Raw genomic sequence first — 25,758 nt, forward strand, 5'->3', positions numbered from 1 at the left:
TTAACATAATTAAGGGAGATAAAAGCGAATATCCGCTGCTATCTCCCTTAATCCTTTATAAAATCAAAAAAGTAAAAATCCGGGTAATCAGTATAATCAGCGTAATCAGCGAGAAAGACAAAATACGCTGTGATCCATCCTACACAATCGCCGTTCCCACTGTTACATCCTTCCACTGCTCCAGGTCAGCTTCCAACGTGGCTATTTTTTGATTCGCGAGATTGTAGGCGTCTTCTCCGAGGAAGAGATGCAGCGGTGCATTGTCTGCAGCGGCTACGTCGATAATGGCGGCTACTGCTTTTTCGGGATCACCTGGCTGGTTGCCGTTAATCTCCTCCTGATGCGCGTGCTGGGCAGCACGAACCGACTCGTATGCGGCCAGTTGGTTCACAGGCAGGCCCAGGGAGCCGGAAGAGAGGAAATCGGTTCTGAAATAACCAGGGGAAACGATGGTTACAGAGATGCCAAAAGGTTTCACTTCAACCGCCAACGATTCAGATAAACCGTTTACCGCGAACTTGGTAGCGCAATAGATACCGAAGCCGGGGAAGCTACCGGTAAGACCAGCGATAGAGGAAATGTTGATGATGTGTCCGGACTGCTGCGTTCTCATTTGGGGCAGGATACTGCGGGTTACATTCAGGAGGCCAAATACATTCACATCAAAATTGCTTCGTGATTCTGCATCCGACAGTTCTTCAATGCTGCCTAATTGTCCGTACCCGGCGTTGTTCACCAGTACGTCGATGCGACCGAAGCGGCTGATAGTTTCCTTTACTGCTGCCTGTATGCTATTTTCATTATTAAGGTCAACGGCCAGGGGCAGGAAATCCGCGTCCGTTGCAATTTTGCGCAGGTCGTCGATACTACGTGAGGTGGCGGCTACTTTATATCCTTTGTTTAATAATTGTTTTACGAGGGAGCGGCCTAATCCTTTGGAGGCGCCGGTTACAAACCATACTTTTTTGTTGTCCATGATCTTGTGTTTTTTGTTAACACAAAAGTAGAACAGGGAATGCTGCAGCGTGTTACGCTATTCAAACCAATAATTGCAAAAATCAAACAACGCGGAAAGCGCCGGGAGGGATACTGGTTTGTTTTTTGAAAAAGTTGCTGAAGTGAGCAGGTTCCTCAAATCCAAGGGCATAGCTGATTTCTGCCACATTCCAGTTAGTATGCTTTAATAAAGCCTTTGCTTCTGCCGTTACGCGCTCCGCAATGTGTGCCGTGGTGGTTTTTCCTGTGGTTTCGCGGATGGCCCGGTTCAGGTGATTCACGTGCACAGACAACTGCTTTGCGAAATCGTTGGCAGAACGCAATGCAAACCGCTGTGCCGGCGATTCAATGGGGAATTGCCGCTCCAGCAGGTCCGTAAATACCGCCGTGATACGCGACTTCGCATCTGCATGCTGGTACAGGGTTTCAGAGGGCTGCATCTTTAAGGCATAATGGATGATTTCTGTAAGGTAGCTACGCAGCAGGTCGTATTTATAAACGTAGTCCGTATTGATTTCTGTGAGCATCTTTTTAAAGAGCTGTGATACTTCTTTGTCCTGGGCCTTTGTCAGTATATAAGAAGGAATACCCCCCGGCATCATCATGGGCAGGTCGTGGATGTTGCCACGGGTGGCGCCTGTAAAAAAGGACTCCCGGAATATGCAGAAATAGCCGCTGATGTCGTTCGTCAGGGGCTCCCATCCGTAAGGAACCTGCGGGTTAAAGAAAATCAGGGTGCTGCCTTTTACTTCAATGGTTTTATCTGCATAGTGATAAAGGTTGGCTCCCCTTAGCAGGCTTACTTTGTAAAAGTCACGGCGACTGTATTTCACCGTTGAAGCGCCGTCTACAATGCAGTCCTCCAGCCGGAATACATTAAAGTGACCTATATCCTGCTGTAACTTATCAGGAACTGCCTGGAACTTATGTTCGTAAAACTCCTGGAGTGTTTCTGTTTTGTTCATTCAGCGAAGTTACAAAATTCACACTATAATTAGTAGTGATTATTATGATTTCCCGGGTAACCATAATAATCACATCTCTTTAACAGGCCAGTATTAAATCTTCCGGTTCGCGGAATTTCCGTTCACTGCTTTTAATAGGCACATCGTTGATGGCGGCCAGCCTGCGTTGCATGAATCCATCGGCATTAAACTCCCACAGTTCATTGCCGTACGACCGGAACCAGTTACCGGCATGATCATGCCATTCATACTCAAAGCATACGGCGATGTGGTTGTCGGTAAAGCTCCAGAGTTCTTTTTTCAGGCGGTAGTCCAGCTCCCGCTGCCATTTCTTTGTAAGAAAGGCCACTACTTCTTCCCGGCCGTTGATAAACTGGTCGCGGTTGCGCCATACGGTGTCGGGCGTATATACCAATGATACCTTTTGCGGATCACGGCTGTTCCAGGCGTCTTCTGCCATCTGCACTTTTTGCAGGGCGGTTTCATGCGTAAATGGAGGAAGGGGGAATTTCTGTTCCATGAGATAATTGTTTAAAAGTGATCAGTATAATATTACAGATAGATCGATCTGTCTATTTTAAAAGATTAAAAAAAAGATGCCGGGCATCTTTAAATTTATAGAGATGAAATATGCACCTGGTCCGCATTACAACAATCCCAATGCCATTTTTCTCGCTTCCTGCACCGGCCACTGGTTCCGGTAAAGCTGACTTTCCACGATCGCGGATTCAAACAACAGGTATACATGATCCTTTACCAATTGCTTCTCATTGGTGAGGATCTCACCTAAAAAAGCGCGCAGGTCTTTTTTATGATCCTGTATGACCGTCAACACCACTGTGTCCTTCTCCGTAGTTTCCGACAGGATATTCAAAAAGGCGCAGCCCCTGAAATGCTCCCTTTCATTATTATCAAACAGGAAGTCAAACGCTGCCGCAATTTTATCCTTCGGCTTGCCGGCCTCGTCTGTAAAGCTTTTCAGCCCGGCCATCCAGTCGATATGACGCTGATGTAAAAACGCCAGGAGCAAAGATTCCTTCGATTCATAATGCAGGTATAAACTGGCTCTCGCCACACCAGCTTCCTCAATCACCTGGTTAATGCCCGTGGCGTGATATCCCTGGTTATAGAAAAGTGCTGTGGCAGTATCCAGCAAACGCTGCTTTGGATCTCCTGTTTTCTTCTTCATGGAACAAAGATAGTACAAAATAGACAGATCGATCTATCTTTTTTCCATTTACATAAAACAATTAAAAAAAAGTACGGCTTACTTTATCTTGTTGGCAAAATAATCAAGCATTTAGCATGTATTCAACATTCCGGAAACTATTTCTGTATCTTTTAATTTTATGGTGTGCAGTATCAACGGTGTACGCCGGTGCAAAAGCCACTCCCTGTGAAGCTTCCCACCTGAAATGCGAACACCTGGTAATGCCGCTCGGTGTAGACGCTGCTCATCCGCGGCTGTCGTGGCAACTGGAAGATGCGCGCCCGGGCGCGCGCCAAACGGCCTACCAGATCCGCATATCCACCGATTCACTGACCCTGGACACCCACCCGTTGTGGACTTCCGGCAAAATTAACCGCGCAGATATACTTACCAGCTACTCCGGGAAACCGCTGCAACCATTTACCCGCTACTACTGGAGCGTGGAAGTATGGGATAAAGACGGCGTAAAATCCACTCCACGCCGCTCCTGGTTTGAAACAGGCATGTTGCAGCAAAGCAACTGGAAAGGCGCCTGGATCAGCGACGGTGAGGACACCCGCCTGAAACCCGCCGCCAACTTCAGAAAAATTTTCACCGCTACGAAATCTATAAAGTCTGCCCGCGCCTATATCGCCGTAGCGGGCCTGTATGAACTGTATATCAACGGGGAAAAAGCAGGCAACCATCGCCTCGATCCCATGTACACCCGCTTCGACCGCCGCACGCTATACGTTACCTACGATGTTACCTCCCTGCTGCAATCCGGTAAAAACGCCATCGGCGTAATGCTTGGTAATGGCTGGTATAATCACCAGTCCACCGCCGTATGGAACTTTCATGAAGCGCCGTGGCGCGGCCGGCCGGCATTCTGCCTCGATCTGCGGGTAACCTATACCGATGGCACCGTGGAAACTGTTACCTCTGGGAAAGACTGGAAAACGGCATTGGGACCTATCGTATTTAACAGCATTTATACCGCAGAACATTATGACGCCCGCAAAGAACAACCAGGATGGAACACCGTTAATTTCGACGACAACAAATGGAAAGAGGTTATTTACCGTGCCGCGCCTTCCCAAAACATTGTATCGCAACAATTATATCCCATCGAAAATGTGGAGGAAATTCCTGCTACCGCCGTTACCCATCCCAACGACAGCACCTGGATATATGACCTGGGCAGAAATATTGCCGGCGTAAGTAAGATCCGCGTAAGCGGTGCAGCCGGTACTATCATTAAGCTGAAGCACGGCGAGCAACTGGATAAAAAAGGATTTGTAGACCTCTCCAATATTATAGTGCATTACCGCCCCACAGATGACACCGATCCTTTCCAGACAGATATTTTTATCCTCGGCGGCAAAGGAGAAGAAACCTTTATGCCCCGCTTCAACTATAAAGGCTTTCAATATGTGGAAGTGACCAGCAGTAAACCGGTACAGCTCAATAAGGAAAGTCTCACCGGCTATTTCATGCACAGCAATGTACCTCCGGCAGGCCACATTCATGGCTCCGATACCATGATCAATAAATTATTCACGGCCACCAATAATGCCTATCTCTCCAACCTGTTCGGTTATCCAACGGATTGCCCGCAGCGCGAAAAGAACGGCTGGACAGGAGATGCACAGATTGCCATTGAAACCGGGTTGTATAGTTACGATGGCATCACCATCTATGAAAAATGGCTGGCAGACCACCGCGACGAGCAGCAGCCCAACGGGGTGCTGCCCTCTATCATTCCCACCAGCGGCTGGGGATATGAATGGGGCAATGGCCCGGACTGGACCAGCACCATCGCCATCATTCCGTGGAACATCTACCTGTTTTACGGAGATACTACACTGCTCTCGGCCTCCTATGATAACATGCGCCGTTATGTGGACCGGATCACGGCGATCAGTCCGTCCGGACTAACCACCTGGGGCCTCGGCGACTGGGTGCCGGTAAAATCAAAATCACCCGTGGAATTCACATCCTCGGCTTACTACTATGCCGACGCGCTGATCCTGGCCAAAGCGGCGAAATTGTTTGGCAGAACATCAGACCATAGTAAATACAGCGCACTGGCAGAGAAGATCAAAACCGCTTTTAATGCCAAATACCTGAACCGTGAAACCGGTATCTATGGAGAAGGCGTACAAACAGAGCAAAGCGTTGCCCTGTACTGGGGATTAGTGCCCGATGCCATGAAAAGCAAGGTAGCCGCCAATCTCGCAAAGAGAGTAGCCGCAGATAACTTTCACCTCGACGTGGGTTTGCTGGGCACCAAAAGTATCCTGAATGCGCTGAGCGAAAACGGCTATGCAGATGTAGCCTGGAAACTGGCCGCGCAACGCACTTTTCCATCGTGGGGCTGGTGGATCATGAACGGCGCTACTACCCTCTTCGAAAACTGGGATATCAATGCCTCTTCAGATCTTTCGCGCAATCACATCATGTTTGGTGAAATAGGCGCCTGGCTGTACAAGGGACTCGCTGGTATTAAGCCGGATGAAAATGCGCCCGGGTTTAAAAACATCCTGTTATCTCCTAATTTCGTAGAAGGACTGGATCATTTTGAAGGAAGTCATGACAGCCCTTACGGAACCGTGGTTTCTTCCTGGAAAAGAAACGGTACGGTCATCACCTACCGTGTGACAGTGCCCGCAAATGCCGGTGCAGACATCTTTTTTCACATCTCACCCACACAAAAAATATATGAAAACGATAAACCGGTAATTACAGAAAACACTGGTAAAGGGTTACGTTATCATGTAACCGCAGGTACGAAAGAGTTTCAGATCAGGTAAGCAGGATCTTTCTGAATAATTTCTACTCCCTTCTTTCCCGCTATGATGGCAGCATGCGCCATATTATAGAAAAGCGATGTTTCGAGAATACCCGGAATGTCCTTTAAACGATAATTGAGGCTGTCTAATGGCGGGAAGGAACGGAACCAGATATCAACAAGCAGGTTGCCATTCTCGGTAATCACGGCTCCATCTTTTTTATTACTAAGCCGGATCACCGGGTTAGCCAGTGAAAATATTTTCTTCAGCTGCTTCAGCACAAAGGGAACTGCTTCCGGGATCACTTCTATCACTACGGGAAAAGTAGTGTACAACTGCGCCACATACTTGGAGCCATCGCCGATAAGGATGAATTTATCTGCCATTGCGGCCAGCAATTTTTCCCGTGTATGAATACCACCACCGCTCTTCAGGGCATTCAGCTGATGATCAAACTGATCGCATCCGTCAAAATAAATATCCAGCCGGGATACGTCTCCTGGTTGTTTAGTGTTGAATCCGTGTTCCTGCAGTAGTTGCTGTGTGTTAAAGGAAGAGGTAACCGTGGTAATGCTTTTAAATAACGTTTCCTCCGTTTTCAGGTAGTTCACCAGGTGTGCAATGGTACTGCCTGCACCCAGTCCGATGGTATGGCCGGGTTTTATATAATCCAACGCTGCCTTTGCAGCCACTTGTTTCAGATCTTCCATATGGGTTGTTATGAAAGGTAAAGATGCGATTTTTTTGTCTTACTCAGGTTAGACTGAGTAAGACAAAACTCCGCCACTTTATACTGCTATATGATACTTCATTCCTTTCTTTGTAGTGAAGCGCAATACGCCGTCACTATACTGATGCGGTATCACTGCTCCGCTTCGATCCTTTACCACAGCGCTTTCCGGCAGCAACAGGCGGCACTCCGCACCGGTATTGGAGAGCAGGTTGAGTTCCTGCACTGTTTTATTTTTCCAGCTGAAATCCACTACAAAACCATTGATAGCGCAAAGTCCCTTTACCTGGCCGGCAGCAAATTCCTCCTTGTCCGGCAGGGCGGGTAGCAGGCGGATTACGTTATCGCCCCCATGGCTTTGCAGCAGCATTTCCGCGATACCGGCCACGGCGCCTAAGTTACCATCAATCTGGAACGGCGGATGTGAGCAGAACAGGTTGGCGTAAGTACCTGCCCCGGAGTGCATACTGATTTCGCTGGTAGCGGCGGCAGGCGCCAATAATTCCTGCAACATGGTATAGGCGTGATTACCGTTGCCTAAGCGGGCCCAGAAAGCAATTTTCCAGGCGCGCGACCAGCCGGTGCCACCATCGCCTCTTCTGAGCAGTGTTTTTTCTGCTGCCGCAGCTAATTCCGGTGTATCCCACGGTGTAATTTCGTCATACGGATACAAACCATATAATGGTGATACGTGCCGGTGATGCGGATCTGCTTCTTTATAATCTTCCAGCCATTCCTGCACACCGCCGGTACTGGGGCTCACCTGGTTTGGCGCCAGTTTGGCCAGTACTCCCTGCAGCGTATCTGCCCAGCCTTTATCCGTTTGCAGGATGCGGGCCGCTTCCTGGTTGGCTTTGAGTAAATCCCTTCCGATCTGCATATCCATGGTTGGTCCCATGCAGGTTTGTCCTTGCTGCCCGTTGGGCAGGATGTACGCATTTTCCGGCGAGTTGGATGGCGCAGTCACCAGCCACTGATGCGATGGTTCTGTGATCAGGATATCTTTATAAAAAACAGCGGCGCCTTTCAGTACCGGGTATATTTCTTTCAGGAACTTTTTATCGTTGGTATACTGGTAATGTTTCCAGAGATGGGTAGCTACCCAGGCGCCACCGGTTAACGTAGAACCCCAGTCGGCCCCTTCACCGGGAGAAGTAAAGCCCCATGGGTTGTTGATCACATGCGCCACCCAGCCATCTGCTTTATAGTAGGTGCGGGCGGTGCGCTGACCGTATTTCGCCATTTGCCTGGCCAGTGTAAACAGTGGCTGGTGGCAATCCGACAGGTTTGTTACTTCTGCTGGCCAATAGTTCATCTGTACATTAATGTTGAGATGATAATCGGCGTTCCATGGTGTCTGGTATTCTTCTGCCCAAAGCCCCTGTAAGTTGGCCGGCATGCCGCCATTGCGGGAGGAGCTGATCAGCAGGTACCGTCCGAAATTAAAATACAGGGAGGCCAGGGAAGCGTCCTTTTTACCATCGTGCAGGCGTTGCAGCCGGTCGATGGTAGCGAGGGTCTTCACCTCATCATTGCTGTTATCAGTAAAGGATATACGACAACGGTTAAAGAACGACGTATAGTCCTTTACGTGCGACTGTAATAACGCCTGCCAGGAAGATGTGGTGGCTTTATTGATATCTGCCAGCGTTTTCGACAGCGGGGCCGGACCTGGTGTTTCCACCTCCGGCCAGTTCATATTGGTACGGGCGGCTACCAGTAATAAACATTCAGTAGCGCCGGTAATGATGATCTGGTCATTGCTTTGTGTACGGGTACCGCCTTTGGGTATTACTTTCAGTACGGCTGCATACTGAACACCGGGGTCGTTGTTGCCGCCATTGAGCGTACCGCTCATTTCCAGGTTGCCGTTTACCACTTTCAGGGCGGCGCGTTCCTTCCGGTATAAGCCGGTACTGAAAGAAAGACTGCCAGGTTTGCTGGCGCTGAGGCGTACTACGGCCACCTGCCCTGGAGCTGATACCAGTACTTCTTCTTTAAAAGTAACCCCGTTCTTTTCCCAGCTTACGGCGCTGATGGCGCTATCCAGCCGTAGTTGCCGCTGGTAGTTGCTTACCGCCGACGTGGTATCTTCCCACTGGATAAAAAGGTCGCCCAGGGTTTGATAGCAACCAAACTTCACATTGGCGCCACCACTGCTTCCGGGGCCTTTGCACACAAAATATTGCTGCAGCATTTTCTGTGCTTCAATATTTTTCCCTGCCAGCAGTAATGTCCTTATCTGTGGCAGGTAATTGCCTGCTTCTTTGCTGTCGGCATCCTGCACACCGCCAGCCCACATCGATATTTCGTTTAATACAATCCGTTCCCTGTTGGTGTTGCCAAATACCATAGCTCCCATACGCCCGTTTCCCAACGGGGCAGATGCCGTGAAATGCCGGGCTGGTTCACTGAACCGTACCGTTACATCAGATTGCGCCGACAACGTAAGGGCGCCCAATAAAAATGCAGCTTGCAGCGTGGAATATATCTTGCAGTTCATATGCTTCAAGATATATAAAATAGTTATGCGGCGGAAGCGGGTGAGGGGTAATTGCTAATTACAAATTAAAAAATGCGAATTCTGTATTGGTGCCGCGAAGGTTGTCTTGGCTCAGGATTACGCTGATTATACTGATTACCTTGATTTTTACTTTTTTGATTTTATAAAGGATTTAGGGAGATATAAGCGGATATTTTCGCTTATATCTCCCTAAAATCATCTAAAATCCTTTATAAAATCAAAAAAGTAAAAATCAAGGTAATCAGTATAATCAGCGTAATCAGCGGGAAAGACAACCTTCGCATAACCGCTTTATTCCTTCCATGCACGCCCGCGCATTGTGGTAAGGACACTTCCATAGTCCGGCTTTGTCTTCCGGGATGATGCTGTAATCCGCGTACACGCCCCAGAACCATTCGCCGTTGGTTTTGTCGATGATGTGTTGCGTTATAAAGTTCCAGGTGTTTTGTGCGTGTTGCAGGTAACGGCCATGTGGTTGCAGTTGCCAGGCGTTGATAAAGCCCACCAGCGCTTCGGCTTGTGGCCACCAGTGTTTCTCTGTATTCATGTGGCGCCGGGAGGTCTCATATTCGTACCAGAGCCCACCATCCTTATCTATGCCGCCCTGCAGGGTGGCATTGGTGATCAACAGCGCCAGTTTGCGGTATTGTTCAGTGAGTGTGGGATCGCCGATTATTTCAGCGGCTTCCAGCAGGAGCCAGCTGGCTTCAATGTCATGTCCGTATGATACATGATTACCTTTTACCTGCCATTGTTCATCAAAAAACAAATGCAGATGCCCGCTTTTTTTATCGATGATCTTATCGTGAAATACCTGCAATAACCGTTGTATTTGTATACGTAGTTTCTCGTCCGGCCAAACGGTGTATAGATTTGCATACGCTTCCACTACATGCAGGTGGGTATTCATGGTTTTCTTTTCATTGGCATCTTTTGCACTGAGACGCAGATCCGCTATTTCCTGCCACTCCCGTGTGAATGCTTCAAAGTAACCGTCATGAACCGGATCATAACTGTGCTGTTCTATGTTGTTGTACAGGGAAATGGCGGTAGACAGCACCTCCGGGTGTGGCGCCGCTTTGTAGTATTCACTGTATGCGTAAAGGGCAAATGCAATGGCATATACCTGTTTCTTTGTTTCGGCCGGCCGGCCGGTATAGTCTACCGTCCAGTATACGCCCCCGTAAGCAGGATCAATAAAGTGTGTATTAAAATACCGGTATGCACGATCTGCTATTGCCAGGTAGGCCGGGTTGGGGGTAGTGTTGTAGGCGGCTGCAAATGTCCACAGGATGCGGGCATTTAATACCGCACCCTTTGCCGCTCCGGGTACGGGAACATTATCATTTCCCAGCTTGCCAAAGAAGCCGCCATATGTTTCGTCCGGCGTATATTTCATCCAGTAGTCCAGGATGGCGGTAAGTTCTTTTTCCAGTGATGTCTTTAATTCCTGTTGCATTATTTCCTTCTTTGTTCCAGTTCAGCAGAGATAGTAGCGATGCGCTCTTCAGAGAGCGGGTACATGGCGATAAATATGATAGACAATACCGACCCGATGGCCGGTAAAAAACTAAGCATTAACAGGATGCCGTTTTGTGCAGCATCGGCCTGTACTTCGTTGGCTTTAAAACCAAAGGCGCCCAGCAGCCAGCCGGTGAGCGCTCCGCCGATCGTCCAGCCAAACTTCTGCGACATCGACGAGGAAGAGAAGATCAGGCCAGTGGCACGGCGACCGTTTTTCCACTCGGAATAGTCCGCGATATCTGCGTACATCGACCATAACAATGGGAAAATAATACCTGCACAAATACTAATCAGGAACTGGAATATAAAGATCAGGGTGAGTTGTCCGCGGCCCAGCCAGTAAAACCCGATACTCAGGACAGAAGCTATCAGCATAGCGCCCAGGTAAGTATTCTTCTTACCTATTTTATTACCAATGGGAGAAGCCAGGATTACGCCTGCTATATTTGCCGCCTGGCCAAGTACCAGGTACAGCGTGGAATAGGTAATGCTGACACCGCCCAGTTTAAAGGCCTGCGCATTCTGTATATAATATTTGAAATAGTACAGGGTGGCGCCGTCGCGGATAGAGTTGAAGATCAGTGCGGCAATACCCGCTCCCAGCAATATCCACCAGGGCTTATTTTTCCAGAGATCCTTTACGTCTTCTTTCAGTGACGACTGCTCCTCTTTTATAGGCTGCACTCTTTCTTTTACCCAGGCAAAGCATAGCAGAAATAAGATCACACAAATTACGGCGATCACTGCCACGCCCAGCTGCCAGCCCATTTGCAGGTTATTTTCTCCTCCGGCTTTACTAAAAAAATTTACCAGCGGCTCTATCAACGCCAGCGCAATAAGACTGCCACCAAAAGCAAAGGCCATCCTGAAAGAGGCCAGCGTATTCCTTTCCTTTCCGTCGGCAGAGATCACGCCCAGTAACGATGCATAAGGCACGTTAATCAGGGAATAGATCATCATCATGGCGGAATAGGTAATGTAAGCGTATACCAGTTTTCCGGTGGCGCCGTAATCCGGCGTAGTGAAAGTAAGTACGCCTATAACGCCAAAAGGCACTCCCATATATAAAATGTAGGGTCTGAACTTCCCCCACCTGGAATGGGTTCTGTCAGACAAAGTACCTACTACCGGGTCAAAGAAAGTATCCCATATACGGGTAATCAGGAACATAGTGCCTACAGCAGCAGCAGCGATGCCCATCACATCTGTATAAAAAAACAACAGGTACATACCAAACAACTTCCAGAACATGGAAGAAGCCATATCTCCAAAGCCATACCCTATTTTTTCCTTTAAAGAAATTGTGTTGCCCATAGGTGGAATTCTGCTTAAAAATTACTTTATACAATCAGCAAATCTATCTCTATAAAAGATCATTTTTGTAATACTTATTTATCTATTCAGGGTGCTTTGTTATCCATTGAGGAGATTAGTCTTCCGCAGGAGTAATTTCAAACCTGCCGGCGTAATGCAATGGTTCCACGGGTCTGCCGGTAAGAGCGCCCCAGGCATAGGTAAAGCAGGCGCCGAAATAAAAGATCAGGGAAGAATAAAACATAAACAACAGCACCAGCACAGTAGACGCAGAAGCCCCATAAATGCTGTTAATACTGCTGTAGGTGAGCATTACTTTCAACACCATTTTCCCGATGTTAAACAGGATGCTGGTTACCAGTGCGCCGGTAATCCCTACCCTCCATCGCGGGCGGCCGTCCGGCAGGAAATGGAACACCAGGAAAAACCAGATGGTAACAATGATCACAGAAATAACATAGTTGAGCGTGCTGTTATAATAACTGCCCAGGGCAGGCAGATACAGGTCTATATACTTTCCAAGAAAGATGCGCGCAGTTTCTGCCACCAGGTCGATGATAAACAAAACTCCTGCGAAAACGATCACCAATACTGCTTTCAGCCGGGATACCATAATTTCTCCAAAACTGCTTTTATGGATCAATCTTATTTTCCACAGTTCATTCAGCGAGCCTTTAATAATTTTGAAGAGCGTAGTGGCCACAAACAACAGGAAAATAAAGCCGGCGATGGCGATGATCCAGTTCTGCGCAATGCTCCGGAAGGCTCTCAGTGTTCCCAGGATGGCTTCGGTTGTTTCCTTTCCAAACATTCCTTCCAGCTGGATCATAAGACGCTGACCGGCATGTTGTATCCGGAAAATAATACGTAACAACTGGATAATAATGATCAGGATAGCTGGTAAGGCAAAAGTGGTGAAAAAGGCAGTGGCGCCCGCCATCCGCAGCGGATCGCTGGCCTGCAGTGCCTTGTATGCTTCTTTGAAGGAAAGCAGGAAAAGCTGCCAGCGCGGCAATTGTTTTTCTGTTGTAACAGTGTCCATACCTGCGCCCAATTTACCGATAAATTTGCTTTGCCGGTTAAATGGTTGCAGGAAATTAAAACCGGCGATATTGCTATTTCTTCACCATCTGCGCAATACCGCGGCCGAAAGACCAATCCGCCAGGTCATTTTCCACGAAGATGATGATAACGTCATCTGCACTCACTGGTGTAGCGGCTGCTATACGGCTGGCTATCTTTTCATACAGCGCCTGTTTCATATCCGGTGTTCTGCCGGCCCTGGCGGTGATACGGATAAAGAGCAGGTTTTCGGTGTGCGGTACCTCAAAGTAGCTTTCCGGGTAAAGAATATCGCCGGGTTCCATGGCATGGATCACTTGGAAATAATCCGTTACAGGAATACTGAAGATATCCACGAGACTCTGATGAACAGCGAGGGAAATGTCTTTTTTATTTTGTTGGGAAAGATGTTTTCCCAGGTAGATCTGTACAAAAGGCATGGCTTATTTATTTATGATGATAGTAGGCTGCTCCGACGCCAAAGTGGCCTGGTCCATCTTTACTGTTTCTACAGTCAGGCCAGTCAGGTCCTGCTGCAACAATGTTTTCCGGGCAGTTGGCATTTGTGCGGCCGCTGCCCCGGTAGTTAGCATGCTCATGATCAGTAATATGTTTTTCATGAATCAAATTTACTATGGTTTCATACATTTGCAATATTGAAACATTTAACATTATACTTTAATAAAACTAAACTATGATAACAGACCTCCTGGAGATGGACCTGCTCCGTACTTTTGTGCTGGCAGTGGATCTGGATAGTTTTGCGCGGGCGGCCGACCAGGTAGCGAGGTCGCAATCGGCTGTAAGTTTGCAGATGCAGCGGCTGGAGGAAATTACCGGCCAACAGTTATTTATCAGGCAGGGACGAGGCTGGCAGCTCACTCCTGCCGGCGAAATATTGCTGGGATATGCCCGGCAACTGCTGGATATTAACCAGCAGGCGATCAATGCCCTAACGGCCACGCATATAGCAGGGAAGGTAAAACTGGGATTGCCGGCAGACTTTGCGGAAAGTGGTCTTCCGGTGGTGCTGGCACGGTTTGCCGCTGTACATCCGCACATGGAAGTGGAGGTGACGATCGACCGGCAGGCGGTGCTGCAACAGCAGCTGCAACGCGGTAAACTGGATGTGGTACTTTCCTTTGGAAAAGATATACCAGATGATGCCATCCTGATAGGGCATGTACCTATACGATGGATTGGTAACACGCAAAAGCACATCGCGCAGCTGCGGCCGTTGCCGCTGCTGCTGTTTGAAGCGCCATGCCTGTTCCGCAGTGCGGGGCTGGCAGCGCTGGAAAAAGCTAAACGTACATGGCGGCCGGCGCTCACCAGCAGCAGCGTAGCAGGGATGTGGGCTGCAGCCCAGGCCGGATTGGGTATCACCATCCGCACAGAAATGGGACTGCCTGCAGGCTGTGTAGCACTCACAAAGACCAGTGGTTTGCCAGCACTACCTGATGTTGCCGTGTTTATGCTCATCCGTAAAAAAACGCCCTCCCCAGCTGTAAAACGGCTTACCGATATCCTCTTTGAAACCATCACTGCACAGGTGAATGAGCTTCGGAAACGAGCGAAGAAAAAATAAAAAGCCCTCCGGAAAACCGGAGGGCATGTGAATGTTTGTTCATCATTCTCTACAGTGCAATCTCCTGTACGGGGGAGAAAAGCATATCTTCTACGCCTGCTATCTTTAAACCAATCCGCGCAAATACGGAAGGCTGTGCCGGCACCACGTCCGGTATATCCAGCTGCAGACTGATATTCGCAGGATTAACGATATCGCCACCGGCCATATCGGCTGTTTGAATGCTATTGCGACCATCCACAAACTGCGTTTTACACACATACAGGAATACCCGCTCAATATCCCGCGCATTAACATCCTTAATGATCTTTTCCGCACTAAAGGTAGCCGTGAGCTTTTTCGCCACTGCTGTAAATTTCGGAGAGCGGATCATGTAATACGGCATTACCTCGATATCCTGTTGCAGGCTGCCGGAGATCGTCAACGGAATGGTATCTGTATTGGTTGTTTTGTCCGGAATGGACCTGAAAGGGCCCTGTGAAGCGGGAATCACCAGCTTATAGGCAGCATTGAACAACAGTGCGGAAAATGAACCATCCTGGCTTACATTAACGTTGATGGGTATACTTTTTCCCCAACCAGGTTCCCAGAGTTCAAAATATACATCGTTGTAACTAACATTTACCGGCTCTCCCTGGTATACCAGTCTTCCATTAAAAGTACTGGAGGGCGCCTTGTAGTTATCTTTCTTACAGGAGGCAGAAAATATACCTAATGCAATGAGTATGATATACTGAATTTTAGTTCTCATAATAATTCGCTTTACTGGTTAGGATTCTTTACTATTTTAGGATTATTATTCCGGATATCGTCATCGATATACCCATAATAATTTCCCATCCGGAACAGATGCGCGGAAGTAACCGCTCCCGGCAATACCTGTTTAAATATATACTTACCATTATTGGCGCTTCCCGGATCGTATACCTTGTAAGGCCACAGGGCAAATACCCGGTTACTTACCGCAGTTGCAGTGCCAGGTGTAGTAGTCAATGGTGTTTTCACACCATTCCATACCTTATGTGCCAGGCGCCAGCGTTTCATATCCCAGAATTCGTGGCCTTCAAATGCCAGTTCCACTTTCCTTTCATGCACAATCCGGTCGAAGGTGATTTGCCCAGCCGTCAGCGGGGTTTTGAACCCAGCCCTTTCACGTACTTCGTTGATATAACCGGCTGCCACACCTGCCTGCCCCAGTTCAAACGCTGCTTCCGCAGCATTGAGCAACACTTCTGCATAACGGTAACGGATCCACCATACTTCGCTTTGAGTGCCTATACGGCCCGATCCAACAGTGGGATCCATATACTTGCGGATAATAAAACCGGATTGGGCGCTGAACTCCAGGTTATTTACCGGCCCGTCAAATCCAACTACCTGCACATCCGGTCCATTCGGCTCCAGCTTGGCTTTTGCCCCGAAGTTGTCACCCGTAACAATGCTGCCATCCTTCTTAATATAACCGGCCCATATATCTACTTTCTTGTCCTTAAATTCAGATCCGGGTAACATAACAGTAGCGGCTAAACGAGGGTCTCTGTTGGCAAACAAATCCATCGGATCACTATAGTACATATAACCGCCACCTGCCGCATTGATGGGAAGCGGGGCAAAAGTATTATCCAGTAACTCGAACGACTGTACGAGATTCAGCGACGGGTTTAAACGGCCGCCCTGCTGCTCTTCTGCATTGGAACGTGGCTGGCTCCACAAGGTCCAGGGTTGCACACGTCCGCTCTGCAATTTGTAATCCTTTGCAAAAATCACTTCCGGATTGGAACCTTTGTCGATAAACAGACTGACAAAATTCTGCGTGATGTTATCCGAATTCTTTTTGTACAAAGAATAACTGCCGGTGGCAATCAGTTCCCGTGCTGCCTGCAGGGCAGTAGTATAATAAGCATTTGCTTTTGAAACGGGGATACCTACTTCTCCACCGGGCAATGACACCTGCGGTGTTTCTGCGCCGTGTTTTGCAATAGAACCGGCATACAATGCCGCCCTGACTTTGGTAGCCAGCGCCAGCCCTACAGTTACACGGGTTTTACTCACGGGGCTTGCAGGCACATATTTCTTTACCGTATCCATTTCGCTGATCACAAAATCATAGATCTCTGATTCTTTCGCACGCGGATGTTGCAGATAAGCAGGATCGTTTTTGTAGTCATACTCCATTGCCTGCAATATCAACGGCACACCGCCCACCCTTTTTACTTCTTCAAAATATACCACCGCTCTCAGGTAACGGGCTTCGGCAACAAACCTGTCTTTTACCTCCTGTTTCAGTTTTGTGGAGGCTCCACACTTTTCGATGAATATATTCAACTCCCTGATATACGCATAATCCCAATAGGTCACTTCGCGTCCACCTTTTACAATCATACCGGGAAATACATAAGGATAGTCGCTGGCGCTATGCCGCCAGTACTGGCCGCTTTCAGATGCGAAGGCCTCATCAAAGCGGGCAAACTCGCCCCAGTTATCTATGGTTTGTACCACCATTGAAGGTATCGGCGAATTCTCAACATCCGTTTGCCTGTCCGGGTAACGGTCGTACAGATCGGCGAGTACAGAAAGGATGAGCCCTTCATCATTCCATAACTGCTCATTCTGCAGGATGTTGGACGGTGGCACGTCCAGGAAGTCTTTGTCCCTGCTGCAACCCGTATTCAAAGCGAGTACACAAAGACCTATATATAACAAACTTTTTTTCATAACGAATCTTATTAATTACTTAGAAAGTAAAGTTCAAACCAATGTTTACCAGCTTATTCTGCGGATATTGCAACCCGTTCTCGTCTGCTATTTCCGGTTCTATTCCAAGGTCTTTTACGTTATCGAAGGAGAATAGGTTGTAGGTATTTACGTATACCCTTACCTTCTTAAACCTAATTCTGTCCAGTATTTGCTGAGGAATAGAATAGCCAATTTCCATTGTTCTCAAGCGCAGGTAACGTACATTATGCAACCAGAAAGTAGATGCCTTGTTATAGTTACTATGACCGCCCTTGTTGAATCGCAGTGGTGGGTTTTTACCGGGAATCCATTTGCTGTTCAGGTCAAAAGGATCTTCACGGTGCCAGCGATCGTCGTAGAACTGTTTGAGCAGGTTGCCGCCATTCTGATAGGGCCATCTCATTTCCCAGTTCTGATTGTAGGAATACATGGAACCACCGGAGAAGTCGGCTGCAAAATCAAAACCATTCCATCTTACGCCGAAGTTTAAACCAAAGTTAACGGTAGGGTTACCTGTTGTTTGATAGCCAATAGGCCTTTCATCCAGGTTATTGATCACGTTATCACCGTTCATGTCTTTATAGATGATATCTCCCGGTAACAAAGTTTTGTTGCCTTGTCCGTCCACATTCACAGGGTATTTATTGATTTCATCCTGCGACTGGAATTGGCCGATGGCTTCATATCCCCAGTAGATCCCATTCCAGCGGTCTTCAATGGAATTCCGGTAATGATCCCAGGAGTTGCCCCATATCGGCTTATAGGTTTCGAGCAGCCTGCTTCTGGAATAAGATACGTTACCGCCAATCATAAAGCTCACTTTACCTGCCTGGCCGTTATAGGCAGCAGAGAATTCGCCGCCCCGCTGTGAATCGCTGTTCACGTTTTCATCCGGCAGGTTGTAGCCAATTTCACTTGGCACCAGTACATCGTACTTGCGGCCACGTAACCCGGAACGTTTACGGTTGAAGAAATCGAGCGAGCCGGATATTTTTCCATTCCACAACTGGTAATCCAGCCCTACGTCAGCAATTTTACTGGTAAACCAGGAGAGACGGTCGTTTGGAACACCTTTATCGCGGGAGCCCCTGATAATGGTGCCATCCAGGATTACAGTAGACGTGCCGTACGTATAGCCGGGCAGGTAGTCGTAGGCACCGATACCAATATCATCGTCACCCAGTTCTCCATAGGAAGCCCTTAATTTCAATTCTGTGAGAATAGAATTCCCTCCCAGCAGGTTTTTAACAAAAGGTTCCTCTGTTAACCTCCATCCTCCGGAGATAGATGGAAAGAAGCCCCATCTTTTATCTGGTGTAAACTTCCAGGAGCCATCGTAACGGCCGGCTACTTCCAGGAAATATTTGTCACTGAAACTATAGTTTAAACGACCTATATAACCCACACGGGCTTCTGTCCAGTCGTTGTCATTGTAAGTATCCATATCGGAAAACTGGATCAGTGGCAGCAGGTTGCTTTTAGGCACTGCATGCACCCACACATCCAGCTCCCGGCGTTTGATGCGCTCAGACACCAATGTAGCGCCGATGGTATGTTTACCAAAAGTGTTGTTATAGTTGATCTGGCCCTGCAATACGTTTTCCAGCACTTTATGCGTGCCGCGTTCCCTCCAGGGATTGGAGCTTCCGCCGGTACGCAGGTAAGTATCCGTAGCCTCCTGGTAGGTGTAGGTATCGTACGTATATTCGTGACCGTTCATCAGCTTGTCAGCGAAATAGTAGGAATACATTCCTTTCAGTGTGAGCCCTTTGATAGGTGTTTCGTAAGTAGCGTTGAAGTTGGTTTGCAGCACGCGCCAGTCTTCCGTCCAATAGCCGGAGATGGCTTTTGACTGTACCGCCCAGTTCTCCGTGTTGTGGCCGATATCATTCGGGTACAACGGGTTATCATTGGCGTATGCTCTTTCTGTAGGCCTGTTGCGGAACAGTGCGAAGCGGGGCGCCCAATAGTCGTCGCCGCCGGGAACGCCGGGGTTATCGCGTTGCTCAATACGACCGTTGATCTGTACGCCTACTTTTACACGCTTCGCCACTTTGGCATCCACGTTACTCTGGATATTGGTACGGTTAAAATCAAATTCTCTTCCCAGCACCGATTTTTGATCCAGGCGTGTGAGGGAAAGATAGTAGTTGATATTTTCAGAACCGCCCGTAGCATTCACATTAATAGAATTCTGCGGGGCATTTTTCTTGATAATAAAATCGTACCAGTCGAAACTCCTGTATCCCTTTTCTGTTCCCGCTTTCCACTTCTCCAGTTCCTCTCTTGTGATATCTGTATGCGGGTTTTCGTCATTCATTTCGGCATCGGCTTTACCGAGCATCCACTCATAGGCATTTACCGTTTTGGGGAATCTCGACCAGTTCTGCCATCCCGTATAGGCATCTACGTTAATGGTATTTCCCGCGCCCATTTTACCTCTTTTGGTGGTTACCACTACTACCCCATTTGCGGCCCTTACGCCATAAATTGCGGCGGAAGCATCTTTGAGTACAGTGATGCTTTCAATGTCGTTGGGGGAAATGTTGTTGAACTGGCCGGCATCTTTCTGAATACCGTCAATTACATACAGGGCATTTCCGAAATTACGGATCTGGATGTTGGCGCCTGCGCCGGGTCTGCCGTCGGGCATACGGAAAGACACGCCCGGTATTTTACCCGCCAGCGTGGCGCTCACGGTAGAAGCGTGTACCCTTTCCAGGTCTTTGCTGGTTACGCCGGAGATAGCGCCTGTCAGGGATTCCTTTTTTTGTGTACCATACCCTACCACTACCACTTCTCCCAATCCTTTGCTATCCGTTTCCAGTTGTACGTTTACTACTTTTTTGCCCGATAATGGTACTTCCTGTTTCAGAAATCCTACATAGGAAAATACCAGTATGGCGTTGTTTTCCGGAACAGAGAGCGAGTAATTTCCGCCGCCATCTGTGGCGGTTCCTTTATTGGTGCCTTTTATATTCACTGTCACTCCTACCAGTGGTATTCCTTTATCGTCTGTTACCTTACCGGTAATCACCATGTCTGCAGGCGCAGCATGGGCCATCAGGCCCAAGGAAAGCAACAATACCGTGAATAGCCGGCAATAGCCGCCCGGTATCACCTTCCGGATTAAATTGCGGAAACGTAATCGTTTTTTCATAACAAATGTTTGTGTGGTCTTATTAAATTATCAGTCTTACATGCTGTCTTTTTGGTTGAAATATGCTACGCTATTGTTTATTTCACTACCGGGAATGCTACAATTCTCACTTTGGTGCAACCATAGGGCACCAGTGTAATACTGGTTTCTTTGTCGTTTACTTTACCTTTATAAATACCGTTCCGGTCTGTTACGGGTTGGGGCGCCACATCATCCACCAGTTTCCACTCAGGGAGTTGTTTACCGGTGGTGGTGATCGTTACCGGCGCATGTGCCAGGTTCCATACGAATGTGTCTGTTACCGGTTTCACGGTGCTCACCTTCAGGTACTTTGCCGGCTCGCGGATGATCTTTTCAGGCAGGCCGTAGTTCCATTCACCTTTGGGGTAAACACTGAAATAATCGCCTTCCACTTCATCATGTCCTTTCTCCCACTGCTCTTCTAACTTTAACGCATATACGAGTGGTCCTCTTTCCACGGTGCGTGAATTACGGCCCCAGTTGGAAGTGCGTATCTGCATGGGCAGTTGCAGTACCAGCTGATCATCGTTATTCCAGCTGCGGTTCACAGTAATGATCTGGCCGCCTTTTTCGGAACGTAGTTTCCGGCCGTTGAGCAGTATTGTTGCTTCATCGCACCAGGCGGGGATACGCAGTTGGAGGGGAAAGGCAACTGCCTCCCGCATGTTCATCCGGAAACGGATCTGATCTTCAAACGGGTAGCCGGTTTCTTCGTGAATGGTAACAGGGGTATGATTCTTTCCTACTTCAGCAGTTACTTCATTGGGGCTGTAAGTAAGTGCCGCGAGGCCGTTACCGGCAGCGCCATACCACAGGTGCGAGGCGAACTTCGTCCAGCCCTGGTGCATATTGGCCAGGCAACAGGTATAGCCGCTGCGCATGCCCAGAACATTATTCATTTCCCGGTCGAATGGCAGGGAGAAATTGAAAACGCCTCTTTTGATATTCACCTGGTTGGCTACCTGGAAATATTGTTTGTTGTTATAATCGTCGGTTGTTTGTGTAGGCAGTGCGTTAAAGGTCATGCGCTCCAATGCTTCCATGTACAACGGATCGCCGGTGATACCGATAATTTCCTCCAGGGAAAACATGGCTTCCACAATGGCGCACAGTTCAGTTCCCTGCGTAGGTGCGTTACCGTGAAGGTCTTCATCGGCGGAAAAGATGCCCATCGGCAAGCCGTGGAGGTTCATGAGGTCGGTAAAGCCGGTGTGCAGGTCCTGCAGGTATTTTTTGTCGCCGGTGCGCTGGTAGTTCATCACGGGATCTTTCAGTCCCATACCTACATTTACACCGTGGCGGCGCATCCAGTGCTGGTCATTTTGCTGTGCAGCAGCATCTATTACCCAGCTGCGGTTGCCGAGCCAGCTGCTCCAGGTAAATGCCTGTGATTGCAGCAGTGCTGCCAGTTCCAGCAGTTGTTTGTCTTTATTGATACTGTACAGCCATTGTGCTACCATTACGTTTTCAGCGCCACGGGAGGTGGCCCATTCTGTCCATTTGCCCAGCGGGCAGGATTTCAATACCTGCAACTGGTAGTGAAAATACCGCGTCATAAAAGGTAAAACACGGGGATCATTTGTGGCCGTATAATATTGTTGCAGTACTTTCAACATCACCATCTTTGGCCACCAGTCGTCGCCATCAGCGGCATTACTAACGCCAATGGCTATATTCTTTTCTCGCTCGGTTTTGGTGAGCGGACCAAAATAACCGGAAGGCCGCTGGTGATCGAGGGTCCAGTTGATATAGCGGAGTACTTTACTTTTCAGTTCTTTGTCGTTGAGCAGCCAGGCCAGGGGTACTGCGCCATCCAGCCAGTAGGGTGTTTCCTCCCAGCCGTCGCCTTTTCCGCCCAGCCAGCCGTTGTCGTTCTTCACTTTACCATATACTTCATCGAGATGGCCGCTGGTTCCGTTGCGCATGATTTGCAACTGGTGCAGCAGCCAGCCCTGTGGCTTTACTGCGCCGAGTGGAAGGGCCTGGTAAACGGGGGCCACAAAGGCATTGGTGTCAGCCCTGGCACCCGGCGGATGCGCTGCATCCGCCGGAATAAGACCAACAAAAAAAGCAGAAAGCATCAATAAGCCAAACAACTTTCGCTTTTCCATCATTATGGTTTTATAGTTACCAAGGCCGGGTTATACAATTTCTGATGAATCAGTTTCAGTTTGTCCAGTGGCATCTTCTGCACTTTCCGGTCGTAGGTCATCAGGCCGTTTGTCTCCACTTCCACATCGGTGGTTTGTGTGTATACGGCGGCTGATAGTCCTTGTTTGATCAGTGCTTCCAATCTGTCGGTGAACCCGCTGTAGCGTTTAAAAAGATCTTCCTCGTTTTTAAAGCTCTGGTATCCCCAGTTATCTTTTTGCTGCCATACATGTCCGTTCACCGGCAATCCCAGTCCGCCGAATTCACCCAGCACGATGGCACGTTTATCGCCATATATGGCCGGATCCGGCATTGCTGGCTCGGGGTAGTTATGCAGGTCGATGATATGTCCTACCGGGTAAAAGTTACCGCCGCTGGCAGTATTCACGAGGCGGGACGGATCTTTCTTCATAGTCCATTCTGCAATCTCTACTGTTTTGAATTGTCCCCATGCTTCGTTGAATGGCGTCCATACTACAATAGAGGGATAGTTATATAATTCATCAATGATGGTGTTCCACTCTTTCCGGTAGTAGCTTTCTGATTCAGCTGAGCGATGCTGATCGGTGCCGCGTCCGATAATACCGGGGCGTGGCTCCCAGCCGTTTCCGAGATCGCCGCTCGGCATGTCCTGCCATACCAGCATACCCAGCTGATCACAGTAATAGTACCAGCGTGCAGGTTCAACTTTAATATGTTTCCTGATCATATTAAAACCCATTGCTTTGGTTTGTGCGATATCAAACTTCAGGGCCTCATCTGTGGGGGCGGTATATAATCCGTCGGGCCACCAGCCCTGATCCAGCGGGCCATATTGGAATACGAATTTATTGTTCAGCAGCATGCGTTCTACGCCATTGGCATCTTTTCCAATGGAAGATTTACGCATGGCGAAATAGCTTTTCACTTCGTCTACTACCTTGCCTTTTCGTGTAACCGTGAGGGTGAGGTTGTAGAGGAAAGGGGATTCAGGCGACCATAACTTTGGCGAAGCTATTCTCAATACAGCATTTTCTCCGTTGATGGCGCTTTCTGCTACTTTGGTACCGCCATCGAATGCGGTTACTTTTACTACATCACCTGCTTTTAAGTTTTCCACATTAGCTGCTACCGTAAGTGTTTCCTGGTCGATATCGGGTGTTTGTTTGGTAGAAGTGATGTAAGTATCTGCTACGGCTTCCACCCATACTGTTTGCCAGATACCGGTTACCGGGGTATACCAGATTCCTTCCGGACGCTTCACCTGCTTACCTCTTGGCTGATCGCCATCGTCGGTGGGGTCCCATACTTTTACTGCAATTTCCTGTTTACCCTTTTTTACTAATGACGTGATATCGAAGGTAAATGGATCAAAGCCGCCTTCATGGCTGCCGGCTTCTTTGCCATTAACGTATACGGTAGTACGCCAGTCGGATGCACCAAAGTGCAGCAATATCTTTTTACCCTGCATACCGGAAGGCAGCGTGAGCGTGGTGTTATACCACAGTATGCTGTCTTTCCCCACAGTACGGCCTACGCCGGAAAGTGCTGATTCAACAGCAAAGGGTACCAGTATTTTGCCGTCCCAGGTGGTAGGTTGACTTTCCTCTTTTGCTTTGATGGCATAATTCCACAATCCGTTCAGATTTTTCCAGTTGCCGCGAACCAGCTGCGGGCGCGGATATTCCGGCAACGTAGCTGCCGGCGATACCTGTTCGCTCCAGGAAGTAGCGATCTTACCTCCCACTATTTTCCAATCCTGTTGTTGTGCTATTGCTGTACTGCTGCCCAATCCAAGTGCCAGTGCAAAAAATAGGTACTTCTTTTTCATATATTTTCTTAAAGTGATTTACTCTCCTGAAGGCTTAGTGACCCATGTATTTATTTTCACCGGTTCACCAAAAAATGGCGTGCCGTCTGTATTCCAGGTGATCTTTTGTATGCGGGGATTACGTTGATTGCCACATCCCTGTCCGGCTTTTGAGTTGGCGTGATAAATGATCCAGTCTTCTTTTCCGTCCGGCGATTTAAAGAAACCGTTATGTCCTGGTGCATAAGCGCCGTTCTCCGGCTTGCTTTGCAATACGGGATCAGGCGATTTAGTCCAACTGGCCGGCAGCAGCGGATCTGCGCCAGGCTTTAATTTCATGATACCGAGTATATAATTTTCTGTCCAACACCCGCATGCGGAGAAGAACAGGAAGATTTCTCCTTTGGCATTCCGGAGGATTTCGGGGCCTTCATTTATCCCGTTTTGTTCCCATGGATATTGAGGCGCAGCTATTTCTACTTTTGAAGAGGCCAGTGTCCAGGGATCTTTCATGCGGGCGATATACAGGCGTTGCACCGCATCTTTTCCGTTATGCCCGCTCCAGATAAAATAGTTATTGCCGTTATATTGTAAGAGGGTGCCATCAATGGCGAAGTGCTCCGGATGGGCGGGATCGGTGATCTGTCCCTTATCAGTCCAGCTGCCGGTGGTTGGATCGGCGGCCGTATTTTCCAGCACAAATGTGTGTTGCGGATGAATGCTATCAGACGATCCGGCGGTATAATACACATACCATTTCCCATTTAAACGGTGCAGTTCGGGCGCCCAGATATCCCTCGCATTAGGTCCTTTGGCTGGTGGTGTCCATATAACTTTTTGAGTGGATTGCGCCAACGCCGACATGCTTTTTGTTTTCCGCATCACCAGGTTATGACCTGTGGTATGCATATAATAGTACATACCGTTGTGTTTTACAACCCAGGGATCGGGGCCGGAGGTCAGCAAAGGATTTTTGAACATACCGGTGGTATCCTCAGAAGTGGCGCGGCATATACCGCTGATAAAAAGTAAAAATACCAGTGAAAGTAGTTGGCTACTTTTCATAACATGGATTTAGAAGATGGCTTATTTAAGTGTATATTTCACGCTTAACACACTTCTCCAAAGAAAGACTATCCGCTGAATACTTGTTTGCCCATTTATCTCAATTTTTATCTCTTTTGTATCATTTTAGCTTTTAGCCGGATGGTGGTGGG

19 protein-coding genes are annotated in these 25,758 nt (G+C 48.3%); 2 read left to right on the plus strand and 17 right to left on the minus strand.

What is annotated here, in order from left to right:
- Nucleotides 1-139 precede the first annotated feature (139 nt).
- The 4 genes from QFZ51_RS27475 to QFZ51_RS27490 form a co-directional block, all read right to left on the minus strand.
- Nucleotides 140-976: an oxidoreductase gene (locus QFZ51_RS27475; RefSeq protein WP_429050620.1), complete on the minus strand. Its 837-nt coding sequence runs from the start codon at nucleotides 974-976 to the stop codon at nucleotides 140-142.
- Nucleotides 977-1,058: 82 nt separating this feature from the next.
- The gene (locus QFZ51_RS27480) at nucleotides 1,059-1,961 is read right to left on the minus strand and encodes a helix-turn-helix domain-containing protein (RefSeq protein WP_429050621.1); all 903 of its coding nucleotides are present in this window, start codon (nucleotides 1,959-1,961) and stop codon (nucleotides 1,059-1,061) included.
- A gap of 79 nt (nucleotides 1,962-2,040) precedes the next feature.
- Nucleotides 2,041-2,481: a DUF1348 family protein gene (locus QFZ51_RS27485; RefSeq protein ID WP_370908195.1), complete on the minus strand. Its 441-nt coding sequence runs from the start codon at nucleotides 2,479-2,481 to the stop codon at nucleotides 2,041-2,043.
- 126 nt (nucleotides 2,482-2,607) lie between these two features.
- Nucleotides 2,608-3,150, minus strand: coding sequence for a TetR/AcrR family transcriptional regulator (locus tag QFZ51_RS27490; RefSeq protein ID WP_429050622.1), 543 nt, complete (start codon nucleotides 3,148-3,150; stop codon nucleotides 2,608-2,610).
- 116 nt (nucleotides 3,151-3,266) lie between these two features.
- On the opposite strand from QFZ51_RS27490, the gene QFZ51_RS27495 reads away from it, so the two are divergent.
- Nucleotides 3,267-5,963, plus strand: a complete 2,697-nt coding sequence (locus tag QFZ51_RS27495) for a family 78 glycoside hydrolase catalytic domain (protein WP_429050623.1) — start codon at nucleotides 3,267-3,269, stop codon at nucleotides 5,961-5,963.
- Here the strand turns inward: QFZ51_RS27495 and rpiA are convergent.
- The 7 genes from rpiA to QFZ51_RS27530 form a co-directional block, all read right to left on the minus strand.
- Nucleotides 5,951-6,652: a ribose 5-phosphate isomerase A gene (gene rpiA / locus QFZ51_RS27500; protein ID WP_429050624.1), complete on the minus strand. Its 702-nt coding sequence runs from the start codon at nucleotides 6,650-6,652 to the stop codon at nucleotides 5,951-5,953. The genes QFZ51_RS27495 and rpiA overlap by 13 nt on opposite strands.
- A gap of 78 nt (nucleotides 6,653-6,730) precedes the next feature.
- Entirely contained in the window at nucleotides 6,731-9,175 is a 2,445-nt protein-coding gene (locus QFZ51_RS27505) for a glycosyl hydrolase family 95 catalytic domain-containing protein (protein ID WP_429050625.1), read from the minus strand.
- Nucleotides 9,176-9,455: 280 nt separating this feature from the next.
- Complete coding sequence (locus QFZ51_RS27510; RefSeq protein WP_429050626.1) at nucleotides 9,456-10,655, minus strand: AGE family epimerase/isomerase; 1,200 nt, start codon at nucleotides 10,653-10,655, stop codon at nucleotides 9,456-9,458.
- A complete protein-coding gene (locus tag QFZ51_RS27515) occupies nucleotides 10,655-12,034 on the minus strand; it encodes an MFS transporter (RefSeq protein ID WP_429050627.1) in 1,380 nt (459 codons plus the stop codon). Before QFZ51_RS27515 ends, QFZ51_RS27510 begins: the two co-directional genes overlap by 1 nt.
- Nucleotides 12,035-12,149: 115 nt before the next feature.
- The gene (locus tag QFZ51_RS27520) at nucleotides 12,150-13,076 is read right to left on the minus strand and encodes a YihY/virulence factor BrkB family protein (RefSeq protein ID WP_429050628.1); all 927 of its coding nucleotides are present in this window, start codon (nucleotides 13,074-13,076) and stop codon (nucleotides 12,150-12,152) included.
- Between the two features lie 73 nt (nucleotides 13,077-13,149).
- Complete coding sequence (locus QFZ51_RS27525; RefSeq protein WP_429050629.1) at nucleotides 13,150-13,536, minus strand: tautomerase family protein; 387 nt, start codon at nucleotides 13,534-13,536, stop codon at nucleotides 13,150-13,152.
- 3 nt (nucleotides 13,537-13,539) lie between these two features.
- On the minus strand, nucleotides 13,540-13,716 hold the full coding sequence (locus QFZ51_RS27530; protein WP_429050630.1) for a hypothetical protein: 177 nt from the start codon (nucleotides 13,714-13,716) through the stop codon (nucleotides 13,540-13,542).
- A gap of 74 nt (nucleotides 13,717-13,790) precedes the next feature.
- Here QFZ51_RS27530 and QFZ51_RS27535 point away from each other — a divergent pair, with 74 nt between their 5' ends.
- Nucleotides 13,791-14,684: a LysR substrate-binding domain-containing protein gene (locus QFZ51_RS27535; protein ID WP_429050631.1), complete on the plus strand. Its 894-nt coding sequence runs from the start codon at nucleotides 13,791-13,793 to the stop codon at nucleotides 14,682-14,684.
- Nucleotides 14,685-14,733: 49 nt separating this feature from the next.
- Here the strand turns inward: QFZ51_RS27535 and QFZ51_RS27540 are convergent, their stop codons facing one another.
- From QFZ51_RS27540 to QFZ51_RS27565, 6 genes are all read right to left on the minus strand, one after another.
- Nucleotides 14,734-15,435 carry a DUF3823 domain-containing protein gene (locus tag QFZ51_RS27540; protein WP_429050632.1) on the minus strand — a complete coding sequence of 234 codons (702 nt, stop codon included), beginning with the start codon at nucleotides 15,433-15,435 and terminating at the stop codon, nucleotides 14,734-14,736.
- An 11-nt stretch (nucleotides 15,436-15,446) separates the two neighbouring features.
- Nucleotides 15,447-17,399 (minus strand): RagB/SusD family nutrient uptake outer membrane protein, encoded by a 1,953-nt coding sequence (locus QFZ51_RS27545; RefSeq protein ID WP_429050633.1) that lies wholly within the window; start codon nucleotides 17,397-17,399, stop codon nucleotides 15,447-15,449.
- 19 nt (nucleotides 17,400-17,418) lie between these two features.
- Entirely contained in the window at nucleotides 17,419-20,580 is a 3,162-nt protein-coding gene (locus tag QFZ51_RS27550; RefSeq protein ID WP_429050634.1) for a SusC/RagA family TonB-linked outer membrane protein, read from the minus strand.
- Nucleotides 20,581-20,657: 77 nt separating this feature from the next.
- Nucleotides 20,658-22,712, minus strand: coding sequence for a beta-L-arabinofuranosidase domain-containing protein (locus QFZ51_RS27555; RefSeq protein WP_429050635.1), 2,055 nt, complete (start codon nucleotides 22,710-22,712; stop codon nucleotides 20,658-20,660).
- Between the two features lie 2 nt (nucleotides 22,713-22,714).
- Nucleotides 22,715-24,562 carry a glycoside hydrolase family 2 protein gene (locus QFZ51_RS27560; protein ID WP_429050636.1) on the minus strand — a complete coding sequence of 616 codons (1,848 nt, stop codon included), beginning with the start codon at nucleotides 24,560-24,562 and terminating at the stop codon, nucleotides 22,715-22,717.
- Nucleotides 24,563-24,580: 18 nt separating this feature from the next.
- Complete coding sequence (locus QFZ51_RS27565; RefSeq protein WP_429050637.1) at nucleotides 24,581-25,606, minus strand: glycoside hydrolase family 43 protein; 1,026 nt, start codon at nucleotides 25,604-25,606, stop codon at nucleotides 24,581-24,583.
- Nucleotides 25,607-25,758: the final 152 nt, after the last annotated feature.

Origin of the sequence: Chitinophaga sp. W3I9, from assembly GCF_050434025.1 — a bacterium.
In the GTDB taxonomy this organism is placed as follows: Bacteria; Bacteroidota; Bacteroidia; order Chitinophagales; family Chitinophagaceae; genus Chitinophaga.

What these genes read in the sequence shown, in the direction of transcription:
- QFZ51_RS27565 (WP_429050637.1), bottom strand. Translation starts at nt 25,606, where the DNA reads ATGAAAAGTAGCCAACTACTTTCACTGGTATTTTTACTTTTTATCAGC.
- QFZ51_RS27480 (WP_429050621.1), bottom strand. Translation starts at nt 1,961, where the DNA reads ATGAACAAAACAGAAACACTCCAGGAGTTTTACGAACATAAGTTCCAG.
- QFZ51_RS27505 (WP_429050625.1), bottom strand. Translation starts at nt 9,175, where the DNA reads ATGAACTGCAAGATATATTCCACGCTGCAAGCTGCATTTTTATTGGGC.
- QFZ51_RS27490 (WP_429050622.1), bottom strand. Translation starts at nt 3,150, where the DNA reads ATGAAGAAGAAAACAGGAGATCCAAAGCAGCGTTTGCTGGATACTGCC.
- QFZ51_RS27530 (WP_429050630.1), bottom strand. Translation starts at nt 13,716, where the DNA reads ATGAAAAACATATTACTGATCATGAGCATGCTAACTACCGGGGCAGCG.
- QFZ51_RS27535 (WP_429050631.1), top strand. Translation starts at nt 13,791, where the DNA reads ATGATAACAGACCTCCTGGAGATGGACCTGCTCCGTACTTTTGTGCTG.
- rpiA (WP_429050624.1), bottom strand. Translation starts at nt 6,652, where the DNA reads ATGGAAGATCTGAAACAAGTGGCTGCAAAGGCAGCGTTGGATTATATA.
- QFZ51_RS27515 (WP_429050627.1), bottom strand. Translation starts at nt 12,034, where the DNA reads ATGGGCAACACAATTTCTTTAAAGGAAAAAATAGGGTATGGCTTTGGA.
- QFZ51_RS27485 (WP_370908195.1), bottom strand. Translation starts at nt 2,481, where the DNA reads ATGGAACAGAAATTCCCCCTTCCTCCATTTACGCATGAAACCGCCCTG.
- QFZ51_RS27545 (WP_429050633.1), bottom strand. Translation starts at nt 17,399, where the DNA reads ATGAAAAAAAGTTTGTTATATATAGGTCTTTGTGTACTCGCTTTGAAT.
- QFZ51_RS27540 (WP_429050632.1), bottom strand. Translation starts at nt 15,435, where the DNA reads ATGAGAACTAAAATTCAGTATATCATACTCATTGCATTAGGTATATTT.
- QFZ51_RS27525 (WP_429050629.1), bottom strand. Translation starts at nt 13,536, where the DNA reads ATGCCTTTTGTACAGATCTACCTGGGAAAACATCTTTCCCAACAAAAT.
- QFZ51_RS27555 (WP_429050635.1), bottom strand. Translation starts at nt 22,712, where the DNA reads ATGGAAAAGCGAAAGTTGTTTGGCTTATTGATGCTTTCTGCTTTTTTT.
- QFZ51_RS27495 (WP_429050623.1), top strand. Translation starts at nt 3,267, where the DNA reads ATGTATTCAACATTCCGGAAACTATTTCTGTATCTTTTAATTTTATGG.
- QFZ51_RS27510 (WP_429050626.1), bottom strand. Translation starts at nt 10,655, where the DNA reads ATGCAACAGGAATTAAAGACATCACTGGAAAAAGAACTTACCGCCATC.
- QFZ51_RS27520 (WP_429050628.1), bottom strand. Translation starts at nt 13,076, where the DNA reads ATGGACACTGTTACAACAGAAAAACAATTGCCGCGCTGGCAGCTTTTC.
- QFZ51_RS27560 (WP_429050636.1), bottom strand. Translation starts at nt 24,562, where the DNA reads ATGAAAAAGAAGTACCTATTTTTTGCACTGGCACTTGGATTGGGCAGC.
- QFZ51_RS27475 (WP_429050620.1), bottom strand. Translation starts at nt 976, where the DNA reads ATGGACAACAAAAAAGTATGGTTTGTAACCGGCGCCTCCAAAGGATTA.
- QFZ51_RS27550 (WP_429050634.1), bottom strand. Translation starts at nt 20,580, where the DNA reads ATGAAAAAACGATTACGTTTCCGCAATTTAATCCGGAAGGTGATACCG.